The sequence below is a fragment of the Pseudomonas sp. HS6 genome (assembly GCF_023375815.1).
GTDB lineage: Bacteria > Pseudomonadota > Gammaproteobacteria > Pseudomonadales > Pseudomonadaceae > Aquipseudomonas.
The window spans coordinates 1,214,145-1,228,685 of sequence record NZ_CP067412.1; the positions used below are offsets into that span (position 1 = coordinate 1,214,145).

9 protein-coding genes are annotated in these 14,541 nt (G+C 53.7%); 4 read left to right on the forward strand and 5 right to left on the reverse strand.

Annotation, left to right across the window (positions count from 1 at the left end; genetic code table 11):
- Positions 1–8 precede the first annotated feature (8 nt).
- The gene (locus JJN09_RS05620) at positions 9–1,301 is read left to right on the forward strand and encodes a hypothetical protein (protein ID WP_249486174.1); all 1,293 of its coding nucleotides are present in this window, start codon (positions 9–11) and stop codon (positions 1,299–1,301) included.
- A gap of 8 nt (positions 1,302–1,309) precedes the next feature.
- Complete coding sequence (locus tag JJN09_RS05625; RefSeq protein ID WP_126570281.1) at positions 1,310–1,705, forward strand: hypothetical protein; 396 nt, start codon at positions 1,310–1,312, stop codon at positions 1,703–1,705.
- A gap of 110 nt (positions 1,706–1,815) precedes the next feature.
- Here the strand turns inward: JJN09_RS05625 and JJN09_RS05630 are convergent, their stop codons facing one another.
- Positions 1,816–2,259, reverse strand: a complete 444-nt coding sequence (locus JJN09_RS05630; protein WP_249486175.1) for a hypothetical protein — start codon at positions 2,257–2,259, stop codon at positions 1,816–1,818.
- Positions 2,260–2,344: 85 nt separating this feature from the next.
- Between JJN09_RS05630 and JJN09_RS05635 the strand changes: the two genes are divergently transcribed.
- Together JJN09_RS05635 and JJN09_RS05640 are read left to right on the forward strand one after the other, a co-directional pair.
- On the forward strand, positions 2,345–2,626 hold the full coding sequence (locus JJN09_RS05635) for a helix-turn-helix domain-containing protein (RefSeq protein ID WP_249486177.1): 282 nt from the start codon (positions 2,345–2,347) through the stop codon (positions 2,624–2,626).
- Between the two features lie 106 nt (positions 2,627–2,732).
- A complete protein-coding gene (locus JJN09_RS05640) occupies positions 2,733–2,933 on the forward strand; it encodes a hypothetical protein (RefSeq protein ID WP_126570279.1) in 201 nt (66 codons plus the stop codon).
- Between the two features lie 168 nt (positions 2,934–3,101).
- Here the strand turns inward: JJN09_RS05640 and JJN09_RS05645 are convergent, their stop codons facing one another.
- The 4 genes from JJN09_RS05645 to JJN09_RS05660 all read right to left on the reverse strand — a co-directional run bounded on the left by JJN09_RS05645 (position 3,102) and on the right by JJN09_RS05660 (position 14,309).
- A complete protein-coding gene (locus tag JJN09_RS05645) occupies positions 3,102–5,237 on the reverse strand; it encodes a hypothetical protein (RefSeq protein WP_126570278.1) in 2,136 nt (711 codons plus the stop codon).
- 429 nt (positions 5,238–5,666) lie between these two features.
- Entirely contained in the window at positions 5,667–7,115 is a 1,449-nt protein-coding gene (locus JJN09_RS05650) for a hypothetical protein (protein ID WP_249486178.1), read from the reverse strand.
- Positions 7,112–11,506: an ATP-binding protein gene (locus JJN09_RS05655; protein ID WP_249486180.1), complete on the reverse strand. Its 4,395-nt coding sequence runs from the start codon at positions 11,504–11,506 to the stop codon at positions 7,112–7,114. Before JJN09_RS05655 ends, JJN09_RS05650 begins: the two co-directional genes overlap by 4 nt.
- A 490-nt stretch (positions 11,507–11,996) precedes the next feature.
- Positions 11,997–14,309, reverse strand: a complete 2,313-nt coding sequence (locus JJN09_RS05660; protein WP_249486181.1) for an AAA family ATPase — start codon at positions 14,307–14,309, stop codon at positions 11,997–11,999.
- Between the last annotated feature and the right edge of the window lie 232 nt (positions 14,310–14,541).

Consider the following 14,541-nt stretch of genomic DNA (forward strand, 5'->3'; position numbering starts at 1 on the left):
GGTTCGCCGTGACCAAATCAGCCGATCAAGAACACGCTTCACCCTCCTCCTCTTTTCCGACCTACGCGTTCGAGGGCCCGGCTCAGGTTGCGATTCGAACTCGCACCACTGACCAGCCACGATACGTCGATACCCGGCTGCCGGTGTGGACGTGGTACGACGGTGGACTCGCGATGAAAATCGATTGGGCTGCACTCCAATTGAATTCGGAGCTAATAGAAATAGGCAAAGGTTTTATGGCCTATGCACTTGAGAAATATGCTCCTCGAACCGCGGCAATGTTCGCAGATACCCTACGCTTTTTATCTAGTACAAATCTCGCGACCGGACTTCCTTGCTACGTCGCGGGGGAGATTGAAAGACTGATCGTCCCGAAGCTCCGTGGGCACGCGGTACTAACAGAAAATGTCGGGGGAGAGGCTCGTATCGTACTTAGAACCAGCGAAACGCTTGCCATCGCTTTCGACGGGCAATTTCGTTTCGGTGGACGTGAGGCAAATGTGTTTCGTGCGGTCCCGCGTCGGGTCAGCATCGTGGATATCAATCACGCGTTAGGTGATGATGAAAAATATGCGTCCATTTTTTCGCGTCGTTTACTAACCGAATCCGATGGCACTCCGATTAGGCTAACAAGCCACCAACCCCGACACTGGCGAAACACTATTTATCATCTGACCGGCATGAGTGATGTTCAGCAAGCATTGGCCTTAGGGCGAAAACGCCTCGACCAGAATGTCTACTACCAACACACAAGCATTGAGGAAAACACTGCTGCGCATCACGAGTTCTTGGCGTTCAATAGCCATCACGAGCGCATCGATTTTCTGCATACAGGCATAAGAGATAAACGCATTCAGGGCGCGTTAACCGACAGTTACCATGCGTTGCTGTCAGATAAAGGCACGACAACTGCGGAAGCATTCCTCACCGTACACGCCACGGCGCTACACGTAACACCCTTCGGAGGTTGCATTCACGATTTCTCCCAAGCGCCCTGCCCTAAGCATCTTCAGTGCTGGAATGGCTGCTCGCATCTCCATCTGATGGGCACTCCGTCGGAGCGGGCCAACCTTGAGAAACAAGCCGAGAATTTGACGACGGCAATCACCATCATGCGCGATGCCGGCGCCGGAGAGGCAGGCAGCGACGTATGGCTGGCGGACCAGGCAGACAAGCTCAACAATTTAAATTCCGTCCTCGCACGCGATACCAGTGTAGGTGTGCAACGCGTGTTTCCCAACGGGCATCCAATGACGGTTGCGGACTCGGACAAACGGCACAGTTCAGTTTCGGATGATTAGAGGCAACCATGGCGCAACGACAAATCTTGAGGGGCGGCACCTTGGACGAGGCTATCGACGCCCTCCTCGCTCAAATGATTAGCTTAGGACTGGAGCTCGCGCCTATTTCACGCCCCGAAGTGCAGCGTCGATTGGGCCTGACGAGCCGCGCTACCCTAGTAGGTGATCGTGGGAGGCGAATTGAGTCCGCCCGTATTGCACAACTCAAAGAGAGTGGGAGAGATCCAGACGGTGCCCGCCGCCGAAGAAGCCTCGAAGAACGAATTGCTCATCTGCAGGCAGAGAATGCTGACTTGATAAAGCAGCGAGACCAGCTCTATGAAGCACTGTCGGCAATTGCGCAAAACTGTCTGCTGAAAGGATTGGATGTCGAAAACATACTGACTCCATTGCGAGGGCGGTAAGTGGCAGAAAGGCTGCCAACGCCGCTGACTGAAGCCGCGGACAGGCAAGATTTCCTAACCGCTAGCGCATCAAAGATGCCGTTAATCGTTCAAGCATGTTGGGCTCACGCTCACCGAGTTGCCTGTGTGGCCGAAAAAATGATGCGAGGACTTTGCAAATCGGATCTGCAGGACCCCAAGGCTTCAGTGTAGATATGCCCTCCCTCCAAGCTATACACATAGGCCGCCTCCTCACTGATGTCATCCACCGTCTCGCGCACCTCTAACACCCTCTCCATCTTCCACCCATCACTTCGGTTCAGATAAGCCGGTGAAACCAACTGGACATCGAGCAGCCAGATGTCTGCTCCTTGTTCATTAAGTAACTGCTCAAGCGCTGAAATGCTGGGAAGCATAACCATGCTAGTCAACACTTCACTGCCGTGTTGACGACCTACTCTGAGGTAAAACCAGGGACAATGGGTGGTCTGCTCAACGTACTGCCAGTACTGGGTAGAGTCATCACCCAGGTATGCGCCGAGGAAAATCTCTGCTGGTTTGTGAGTGATGAACATAGCGCCATCCCAAAAGTGAACACTATAGATTGTAGCCCTATAGAGCTCGCGAAGGCTTCATCGTTCCTTTTGCGAGGTCGGCAATATGGAACTGAAACAGGCTTTTGGCACGGCCCTGAAAAAGCTGAGATCGGAGAGGAAGCTTTCCCAGGAAGATTTCTCCAACGTCAGTAGTCGTACCTATCTCAGCACCCTAGAGCGCGGTCTGAAGAGCCCTACGATCGAGAAGGTAGACGAGCTAGCATCTGTAATGGACGTTCATCCGCTGACCATCCTCGTAGGCTGTTATCTGCTTCAGGACAATCCGATCACCCTCGACGAACTGTTTTCCCGAATTCGAACGGAACTGCCAAGCGAGATGCAATGAACATCTTATGGATCACGTTTCATAAGCAAAGGGGATCAACGGAAGGCTGTGGGTTGTAAGGCTTGTGCTAGTATCCAATTTGATCCGAACATCGAGATCAGCAGCGATGAAACACCCAGTTCAGCCGGAAAGTAGCCTCTCTGAAATTTTGGAAGGTAAACAGAAACGTCGTGATGCGTTAATGCTTGCTATTAGCCTTGCGTCGCCGTCTGAGTTAGAAGCACCTGCTCAGCGTTTGAAAGAGGTGATGAAAAAACCTGCTGGATCGCGCCGTCAACGCATTCCCCCACCAGAGTTCGCGCGATAGGCGAAAGTGCGATTTCTGCCCTCTTTGAACAACAGCGCTACCGTATCGATCGTCGGTGTCCGTCCCGTAGAGTGGATTGCCAACGTTGATGACCATATCTACCGCAGTTGGTGCCAATAGCCCGCGTGCCAACTGACGGGCTCACGCTCCCTCTTGGTCGGCGCGGGTTCATGTCCGTTTAGTGTGACGGCTGACCAGTAGGCCATCGTCCCGCAAGCGTGCGAACGGGAGCAGCCAGTTCATGATTGTTTCTTGATCATAAGTACTACCACAGGAGTCGGATTCATCGAGCAATTCGAGCATCGCGCGAAATGCATAATCGACGACATGGCAGTTAGAAACAACACGCCCAGAATCGATATGATGATGAATCATTCCAATGAGCTGAGCATGATCGTCCGGTCGACCGTCTAAGCTTAAGGACGAAGCCACATATCCTGGAAAGCCACGCTTTCGAACCGCGACGATGGCGATGGCCCTGTATAGGTTTTCCACATCTTGCTGGCAAATCTCGAGCCCTGCAGCCCCGATCGAAGCAGATGTAAAGAAATACTGTAAGGCTTCTACCCCACGCAGAATATCAGTGTTCCAACGACCATGATCTAGAAGTGATGGCTCCCGAGCATCCCGTGCGACGAAGATATTATCTAGGTGCCTCGAGAACTCCTCTGCTTGTTTGGAATGCAGAAATCGCTTCCACCACGAGCCAAATTCACGCCTAAATACCCGCCGCTTTATCTCGGGAAGCAATGTTTCATTCAACCAGCGCAAAGCGAATTCACAAGGCCACCATCCTTTCGACGAAGGGGATCTGTACGTGAGATCATCTGGCGCCCATAGCAGCTTAACCCTGTTACCGGACGTTGCCCCCTCCTCTTTTAAAGCGCTAATTAAACAGTGATAGCCTGCGTCGAATTCTGCGGTAGCAGCCTGATGGCACGGCTTAAGAAACTCCGCATGGCCGTCGAATATGTGCCAAGGTGTAGAGCCATTCGTATAATCGTGCTCCTCGGTGAACCGTCCGATCTCTCTCCAAACATCTTCACGTATGGAAGCAATGACAACTCTATGCGACCCACCCCAGTCAAAAAATGGAAAATCTACAGCTGACCAATTACTTTCGATGGCCTTTAGCGCATCGCGCATAACCATGGTTAACAGATCAGATACATCGGCTAATTCTTGGACGATCTCTTCTTGGAGAGTCAGCCGGCAATTAGGTAGGTCAATCAGGTACTGGTTGGGCTCGCCTGGCATCTTTCCAACGATGAATGTGCGAGCTTTGCTCGACAGGAGCGCCCCTGCTGCAAAGAGAAAGCACTTCAGGAGCCAATCGTGGCTCACCGTAATCGTAACTCCCTTTAAATCTTCCTGGTGGAAGTCAAAAGCGGCGGATGCTTTTGAAGATATTTGGTCGGGCAGGAACACACTAACTGAGAACCATGGCCCACTATAAAACCAATGCCGGCCGCTATGACTGACTTTCCGGAACGCGTCTATGGAAAAAGACAGCGCCTCTGTCATTTGATGGCCTGAGGCTAATGTCGATCCAGCCGGTAAGTTACTGCCACCCGAAATGCTGTCGAGTAGCCTGCCCGATTTTTCAATGAACTCTCTGGCCTTCTGTGCGACTCGCTCCCTGGGATCGAAGACTGCTTTTGAGACTGCATCGAGAAACCCGCTACGCTCCATCCACAAATTGCCAAATGTCTCGACGTGCGCCCCTGGAAAAAACTTTGATAGCAGATCCGGATAAGACTGGGTTTTCTGTGTCAGATGGTGAGCCGTCCAAAGTTCACCTTCAATTCCAGACCGCTTTAAGCGTTTTTTTTCGATGTCCCAACGTCTTGCCAGAGGCTCGCCCAGGTCCTCTTGTGCCAAAATAAGCGTAAATGAGCGAGCATCTTTCTTCCACCGACCTTGAAGAAATCGCTCAATTGCCTCGGTTAGTCGTGTGGAATCGAATTTCTTCCAAGCCTTGCACTCGTAGACATTAAGCTTGTCGGTAAAGCGTTCATCATAAGCAAAAAGATCAATACCGCCCTGCTCGGCTCCATTTTTACCGAGCCTTTGACAGCCATGCAGCGATTGCTCCTTGGTCAGCAGCGACCAACAGAACTGTTCGAAAGAAGCCGCTGGCATCCTGGCGAAGTCGAGCAGAAACTCGCCTCGATGAAACACACGTTCGACTGGTTTGACCTTTGCCTCGGGGTGAAGGTGATCTGGCCACTCTTGCGGCAGTTCCTCATGGTCTTGAGAACTACCCGGCAATTTGTACGAGTGACCCTGACTTAAAAAATCCAAAATACTTTCCCGAATGCCTTTGTCCGCCAAACTCTTGGCTAGTATCTAAATATGATGGAACAAAACGCTTCCATTGATCAACGGGCGTACGTTAGATCATCACAAAACTAATAATCGACATGTAGCCGACGCGAATTCAAGTGAAAGCACTATAACTACTGTCACTTGACTTAGGGTGATCTAGTGGTTGAGTACGATGGAGTGAAAGCGCATTCGGCCGTCGTACTGATCCACGCCGGTCACCTGCAGCGAGACTTCCATCGGTGGCTATCAAAACGGATGTCATAAACAAAAATCGATGAACACTCGCGGGCTGTCTCATTTTGAGGCGTCTCGTTCAGCGACAGTCCACCCGCGATGCTGGGAAACGCTATGTTCAGGCCTTCGTTGCATTCAAGCAGTGTTGCTTCGCCAGGCTGGAAAAATCGCTCAACGCTGAGTCGTATCCAGGTGACATGGGATTGTCCCCACCTGTACAGATTCCTCCCATTCCTCGTAATCCGATGTCCGCCCCCATGTGGTTAGTTTCCATGCGTAATGAGGTTGACCAGCATAGTCTGAGTCGAGGCGTTCAGCGGCTTCCCGGGTGAGGTAGGTACAACAGCCGGTGGGGCTGGGCCAATTTCTTTTGTGGGACGCCTGCCAATGCCAATACCAAAAGGCAAATTTGCCCACCACATCGCCTCGTGACCTCAATTGCGCCCCACCCTCCCCTGGCGCTAGTTCAATCTGGGGTAGTGATTCGGACGAGAACGGAACATAGGGGATACGGCCGACAAAGTCCGTCTGCAAGTACCCAACCAATGGACCAATCAGCGGTAGTAACGCCGGAACGAAGCCTAGATTCTTTGCTGCCCCCGCCGATAGCTCCGGGGAAACGAACGCCCGGAGCCCATCACGGGCCAGCGTGATGTCACCGAGCATCCCTGTATAAACCCGAAGCACACGCTGTGCTCTGACAGGCTCCGTCCCAAACACGGCAAAGGCTTCTAGCTCTACATGACGCAGGGCCGTATCGATGACAGTCATTGATAAATGCATCACGCGGCTGTCGGTGGATTTTTCTACCCGCTCCACGCACTCGCGAACTAACGACTCGGGCAGTTCAGCGGCGGAATAGATAGTACGGTGCACTCTACTCACCCATGGTGGGGCCTTTCCAGGTAGCAGTTTCAGAAACAGGGGCTCAGCGGGGAATGCTACCTGCGCATAATCTGCAGCAAGCTCGGGGGGCATAGACCAGTGCTCCACAGCGAACGCGAGAACTCGTAGATAAGCAGACCTGGCCAAATGTCCCTGCCGAGCAACAAATTGCCCGACGTTGTCGCGCTCACCTCCGACGAAGTAGCTGAAATGCCCATCGTTGTTGCTGCTAACACGATCGCCGAGGGAGCTGAACTCAAATGCCCATTGCTTGAGGAAAGGATGTCCAGATGATGCTTGAAGCTCCTCCAACTGGTGGACAAAGAAAGGCGGTATGAAAGTACCGCTAGCCAGTGCTTCTTCAGCCTTGGTTAAATTGCAACGTACAGGCATCGCCCCTGAATGACATTCTGCCCAAGACCGGGGGGCGGTTGGGTTGCCTGTTGCTATCGATATCAGCGCATCCGACGCTATGGACGGTTTCAAGATTGCGTGTTGAATTTGGACCATGAATTCAGGTTGCGGCGGAGCGAGTACAAATATGGCGAGTGCCTCTAAACATTCCGACTCCAGTTCACAGGATGCCAACCACCTCACTATAGCGTCTCCGAACACTGCTTGAGTTTGCGGATTCAGCAGCGCTTGCGCGAGGGAATGAATGATGACCAGTTTACCCGTTGGAACGGGAAGTCCTAGGCGCGCAACCGCGATGTCGGCAATCTGTTTAGCATTCATGCGCCTGGCTCCTGCCACCATTCTGGCTGCTCTAGAGGCTGGGCACTGAACTCTTCAACAACAATGTCAATCATGGTTTCGAAAACACTCTTCGCTCGCTCTAAATCGTTTACCTCCAATAACAGGCGCACAATGCCCGCATCAGGAATGGCCCGTTCCTGAACATAAGAATTTGGAGCAGGCAGCGATGATCGCGCCAAAAATTCCTTCCAGCGCTTGGGGTAGTGCTTACCAACCAATTCCAGGCGCCTGATCGACTCTGAGTAGCCGTAGTGCCGCTCCGACCAACCGTAGCGGTACTGGTGTGCTCGGACTAGCCAGACAAACGCCGGCTTCGGGCCTTGCAGACGTAAAGCCAGATGAAAAGCCGGATCAAGTAGCTCGGTTCCGCGTGAGGTTGAGCCCCCGTCCTGTAGCAGTTGCTCAAGTGCGCGAAGAATCTCGGCACCATTACCCTTCCCATCCCAGTGCATGAGCCAATTTTGGATCAGCGTTGAACGCAGCTGGTAATCTACCTTCTTGCCAACCTCTGCTAGAAAATCCCCGAGTCGAGCGGGAGGGAAATGTTCAAAATTGGGCGCATCTGGCTGAACGAGATCTGGGGCACCACCGAGGGATGCATGAGTCTGCGCCTGCTCGTTCAATGTCTCCCCAGCTTTCAAACTAGTAGTAAGATCACGATCCCATAAGCGGACCTGTGATGGTATCACCGCCCCTTCAGTCGTTCGCGAGCGAGTCTGGAGCGCCTGAACCGTTTGCTCCCCCAAGGCAACACTGAGCGCAACAGCGCTCTCCGGCGCGCTCAGGTCGACGCGTTCGGCAAAAACCGCAAAGGTATGGTCGGCGTAATACCATTCGCCCTGCGACAGAAAGTGTCGGTAGCAGCGTACGTAAACCTCAGGCAGCAACTGCCAGAGCAAGGCGGCAAGATCACAAGGCCTTGATCCAGAATCTTCCGTCATGACATCGATCTGGTCGTAAATGGGCGCTAGCCGGCTGACTGCTTGAACGGCTGCTGCAGGGTCTCTCTTCGCAATGTCACCCACCACTTCCAGTACCACCGCCAAGCCGGGGTCCTTGCGCCAACCATAGCCGATCGCATACTCGTACGTCCGCTCAAGCAACTCATGAGCTAGCTCCCTCAGTCCATACGCGGTAGCCCAACTACACAAGTCCGCGAGCGCCGTAGCTTTTTCATTGAAGGGGCCAACGGTATGTCTGGCCGCTTGGACCTGCTCAGCGATGTAGGCATGCGCAGTTACAGCATCGAGCAAGCGGTAGTTGCACATGAGGAAATCACTTCGCCAATGCTCTAGCGCGAAGAATCCAGAAGCCTTGCAAGCGCCCCATTCTGTTGCCGGTAGATGGGGTGCTCCAGACCGTGTTCGCGTAAGCAAAAAAATGTCTGCGGTGATCAGAACCAGCGCTCTACGGACAGCTCGTAGGTCGCTCCAAGCTTCATGATCGCTGTGAGCCGGCCGCTCGCTGACAACGAGTCGGTATGCCACCGAAGCGGGTGGGATTTCACCACGGGCTAATATCGCTGCTGTGGCATTGGCCGCGTTGCCCAGACTTAGCAGGATTGCAGAAAGCCATTTCTTTTCTGTCTGGACGCCTAGCCAGGACGGGGTCGGCGCTCCTTTTTGCGCTAGGCCCTGGGCCACGGCTGCGAAGAACAAGAAATGCAAATAGCGGGCGAAGTCATCCTCATCGTTGCTCGTGGAGCCAATGGCTAAAGCGTCATGAGCGCTTACTTGAGGGATGCGCCGAGCTTGCTTGGGCTGGTACAACAGGGACCAACATGCCGAAAGCGGATGCTTCCTAAAACCCAGAAATTGTTGCCAATCTTGCAATTTGGCTCCGGCCCAACCGGCGACCCGCACCGCTTGGACTTCGAACACCCGCCGTAAGCGCGCAGGCATCGGAAGATTGGCGAAAACCATGATGCCTTCCAGGTCTTCAGCCCTGCTTGCGTTGGTCAGGAACCGCTCAAAAAGCTCTACCGAATTTCGATGCCGTCGCAGTAGCTTCAGGACGCTGTCCGGCTCATATCGCCCGGTGCCTGCCGCTACTTGCAGGTAGCGACTGATAGCCTCTTCGTAGTCTCGCGCTTTGAGAGTTTTGGCACGAAGCCGATCATTGATTTTGCTGCGCATCCGCTCCTGCACTTCACTAGCCCGCTCGACCTGATCTAATGACAGGTACAGGGTGGCCAACTGCTGCAGGGCAAGCAGTTTGGACTGATTGACTTGTGAGGCTAAGAGCAGTGCTGGGTAGGGATCTGGAGTCAGTTGCAGCGCGCATTCGCGCAAGGCGTCAGCGTCCTCCAACTGATAAGCAAGTCCGTTTTCAACCCGGTGTTTGAGAGCTCTCTTGCGGATCGCGATTTCGAAATAACCCGCATCGAAAGCCACCAGCTCCGCGGCTTTCAGGATACGAACGATCTGCCCGACTTCACAGGCACGCCTGAGAGCATCCAGCACCCACCCCCTGGTCGTACCGCTCAACAGGTTGTGTTGATCGCCCCGACGAGACTCGTACAACCACAACCAAGCCCAACGCAAATACTCGGGTGCAAGCTTGTCAAGCCATGCCTCCACTTTTGGCCGCAGCATCTCCAAACGGCGCTGGTGATCAGGCTGTTGCGCAATGAACACGTATAAACTGCCATGAAACGCCTGCAAACCGGCGTCGACCGTAGCCAAGAGATGGCCGATTTCCGCCTCCAGGTTGACGTCCCTTAACTCAAGACAATGCTCAAGTGCTCCGGTAGGCCAGATGAAGCGATCCTCTGCTAGTAGGTGTAGGGCGTCGCGCACAGACCAAGACAACCGTTGCCACAGCGTCTGGTAGTAAACTCGTGCATCGCCCTGCGGAGCAAAGTCCACTTGTTGTAATGTTGCCAATGAGACGACGCGTCGGTCATGGGCCACTTTCATGAACATATAAGTGAGCACTAGCGGATGACCTTCGCTTAGTGCCATGAACGCTTCGGACAAAAGTGCCAGCTGTCGCTCTGTCGGATCACCGGGCGGTAATTGAAAGACGCCGGCCTCATGCTGCCCCCGGAGCCATGCAATGATCGAGGTCATTTGCATGCGAGGCAGCTCTACCCACGCGTGCGGATCAAGACCACTATGCATCCGCCGAGGCAACTGGTCCTCACTCACGCGCTGAGTGCCTAGGATGAGTGTGATTCCCTGTGGCGCGGGGAGTAACTGCTTGAAGAGTTCATTCAGCGGCCGGATTTCTTCGTCATTCTCGCGCCAAACGTGATCGAGCCCATCAACCACCACGACCAACCGCCGTCCTTGCTCTAAGCAAGCCCGACCGCACGCCTCTATCCAGTTGCGTAACTGCTCGGGCTTATCCTCCAAATGAGCGACGTCTGCAGGGAAGTCGCTCAACAGCTGGCTCATCATCGAGCGGGCAACACTCTTCAAGCTAAAACGATCAGAGGAATCTTGCAGATCGAGAAAGTAGTGATGGCGGACGACTTGCATGCCCAAGGCACGAAGCTGTTCGCAGATGTAGCTTAAAAAGGTGCTTTTGCCCTGCCCTGGAGAGCCCCATAGCACCCGTTCATTCCAGTCGCCAGACTGAATCTCGTCGATAAATTCCTTTGCAAACTGGGGGTCAGGCGGCAGATAGCCTGCCGGTACCCGGAACTCCTGGTCCAACGGTCGAGGTTGCCGCTCGGAGATAGTACTGCGCAACACTTCTAAGGTGATGCGCCCGTCAGGGGCGGGAGCATTTTTGTGAATACTCCACTCAGTGGCGCGGCGTAAGAGGGTCAGCCAGCCGAGATGGTCCGTGTGATTTCCTTCTAATGCCGATGACACCGTACCGCCCAGCGATTCATAGCCGGCGAAGCTATGGGAGAACTCGAAGTTCTCAAAGAACAGTGCGGCGCTCTCGGCGCCCCCCAAATGAGGTTCGAGTTCTTGACGAAGCCCCTCGGGTAACGATTCCCAACGTACTTTTACGTCGGCCAGATGAAGCGTAAATGCCGCGTCCGGTCGCCTATTCGTGATCAGGCGGACCGCTCCCAACCGCGCCAAGCCAACGCGAAAGAACGCACTCGACCACTTCTCCAGCAATGACCTACCGCGCTGCCCTTTGCGGGTGGTCAGCCAGCTCCATGACAGCGCATTGCTGGGGTCAAAGACATCAACAGTGAATTTAACCTGGATTAGGTCTACCCTGCCGTCGATTCGTTGAGCCACGATGTCATCTAGACCTTGAGCATCTTTCTCGTCATCTGCCTCGAATTTGACCCAGTCATAAAGTGAAGGTGTATCAAGCCAGTCACACAGTAGCTTGATCCCCACCAGTGTCTGGTACATGTACCCGCTGGCGGGTATAGCGCTACGTTTAATGCCCACGCTCATGTCGAAAAGCTCATCCTATCCATGGCTCCTGCGGAATTTGACGCTTGTCTTACAGTGTCCGGCAAACCCTAAGTGCTGGGGATAGTACGCCAAAGGGCGGCCTGCCGCGCGACAGCAGTAGCACGGGGCCCTTCATATGCATCCAATCACCTTGGCAAATTGCTTCGTGTTCCGGGGGGCACTAGGTGGTCAGAGTGAATATGTAGGCAACCGACTCCACAGCTTCCACTGTCCCCTCGCTTGGCGCCGAGCTTGTTTTGGCCCTCTGTTGCCCACCCTGGTGCAACCCTCCCCCCGCGCCCCATGGTGGCAAGCAATTGCCCGTTCGGATGGGTTTATGCACCAACGGCATCGAGGGTGATTGCTAGGATCGTAGATTTTAGCAAAGCCGGACTCAATGGTTGTCCTGGTATTAGGAAACACCATTACGGTGGCCAAGTAAGAAACAAATTCTCGGGCTCGCCGCTGAAGAGAACTTTAGAAACTCCAATTAGCTGAATTTTCTCATCTGGATGAATCCCAGCGCGCCTTTGGCAAATGGCAGCAGCTCCGCAGCGTTGATTTCTACCCTGGTGTATCCCCCGGAGGTGTCATGATGAAATGCCGCAGCGAACTCGTTGAAGCTGACCAGCTCAGCATGAAGCGGATGCAATAGTGCCAGGGGATTTGGGGCGACCGCCCCTTTGACCTGGCCCAGCATGTCGCCCACCGTCTGCCCTTCAGTGAATTTTTTTGGAAAACATCGATGCAGGTGCCCCTCAACCAGTAAACGCAAGGCTTTGGCCACTTCGAGCAAGCTGACGGTAGTATCTCCATCGATGAATCGCTCAACGAGTTGGTAATGCTTGTAGTATTCCGAGGAGCAATAGTCATCTAGATCGAAATCATCCAGTCGACTGTAATCATCCGCATCCCGATGAAGGGAAAGCTCTCCTATCTTTCCAAGCTTTTTACGCGCTACACGCCGTTTGACCTCACGTAGAAAGTGGGCATCGTGGCCCAAAGCGATGACCTGTGAGCATTGGTAGACCATCTGTAGCACTGCCTCAACCGTGTTATGACGGCGATGCTTATCCAAGCTGGTGAAAACGTCGTCAAGTACTACCGTAGCATCGGATCGATTGGCGTCGGCGAACAGTCGGGCAAGGAAGAAAGCAAACGCCAACGTCCTTTTGTCCCCTTCGCTCAAAGCCGAATGGAATGACAAGTCCCCTCCTACGCCGGGGCCAACGATGACAGTGGCGCCTCTCACCTTCAGCGCATATTCAGAGCGCAAGCCCCCACCTCTATAGGTGGGGGCCAAGGCCTGGATCTCGAAAGGGGCCGCGAATTTACGGAGCCAATTGTTAATGGATATTTGAAAATCCTTCAGCGTTTGCCCCATCAACCTGTCTAGCTCAGTACGAGCAGTATCTCTTGCGGCCTCTGCGGATTTCAGCTTCGTCTTTGCAGTGGCCAGCTCTGCAACGAGAGCTACAACCGGAGCATCAAACCTTGTCTTGCCGAGCATGAGCGAGGATCGAGATGCCTCAAGTCCCGAAATATCGGGTTTAGCCAGCTTCGCCTTGTATTCAGCAATCACATCATTGAGCTTGACGATTTGCTGGTTGAAGTCAGTTGCAATCTGGGCAAGTTCATTCAACCGCTCTACCACTTTCAGGAACGGCGCGGAATCGAGTGCAGTTAGCGGATCGCCTTCCTTTTGACTGACTATTGCAAGCAAGTCTGCCTCAACCTGGCCGAGCACTTGCCAAGCAGCCACATTGTCGAGAACAGGAATATCGGCGACTCCCAGGCTTTCGGCCCACACGCTTCGAAGGCCCTGATTATATTCGTTGGCAGCACTCCACCCTCCAAGCTTCTTATCACCCAGCCTCTGCAGCACAGTCTGACGAAGCGCGGTAATGCGGCGCTGGTATTCGGAGTAGGAGCCGTCGAAGTACAATTTGTAAGCCTTGAGCAAACTCAGCTCATTCGTTTCCTGGCCGCAAAACGGACATTCATCTTCTGGAAGGTGCTGGAGCCCCTCGGCAACCCATCGCTCGGTTGCTGGCCCTTTGTGTTTGGCAAAATGGGCTTTTGCTGTTTGTTCTGCGTTGACTGAAATACTCTCGAAGGAGCCTTCCAGAAGGCTGGGCAGACCTTCGAAATTAAACGCTGGTATATCCACCATCTTGAAAGCTGGACGGCTCATTATCTGTTGGGATGCCCGAGCTTCGTTCAGTTGCCTGTCGGTCTCAACAATCTGGGTGTCGACATCTTTAATTGGCTTGAGCTTGGTAAATTGGCTGACCGACAAATTACCTCTATACCCCTGCAATGCCCCCTCGGCGGCGGCGACCTTCGCGGTACAGTCCCGCACTGTCGCGGACTCGGTGTCGAATTTCGTCCGTTGGGCTACAGCCGCGTCGCCAAGGGCCAGATTGAGTAGCGCCTCCCGTTGCTCGGGAAGAACACCAGCAGTTGCGTATACATTGCGATCTACGAAAGCCTGGTTGAACACGTGAAGGTTCGGTTGCTGCCCCTTCCAGGAGGCACCATCGAATTCAGTGCTGAAGGGAGGTGATCCGGCCCCGGGACGGAATCGGAAATGGACTTTCTGTGAGGTCAGTGCGCCAATTGTTTTGCGGTCGATCAGATCCTGAGCGTCGAAGGTAGAACACGCCAGCAGGATCGATGACAGTGTCGACTTTCCACGGGCGTTATCAGCGTAAATAAGGCTGACTTTTTCCAGATCTATAGGCTTTGTGATCCCCTTTTTGATGACACCGATGTTATCGATACAGACGATTTTCTCGAGCATGCGAATCCGATCCCCTACGACTGTCCCTATTTTCAGCGTTCCACGATGGCTAAAGCATCAGTGGCATAATGCCGGCCTGAGCAATGTAAACTAACCGCCGGACGCTTTGAGCTTATGTACACGACATTTGCTAATCCAAAGACCGATGAGCAGCAGTGCGAAGTAACACCGGGCCAACTCGGTATCGGTACCTTCGCGCATGCCCGTCGGTGGCGAGCCTGTATTAGCTGGA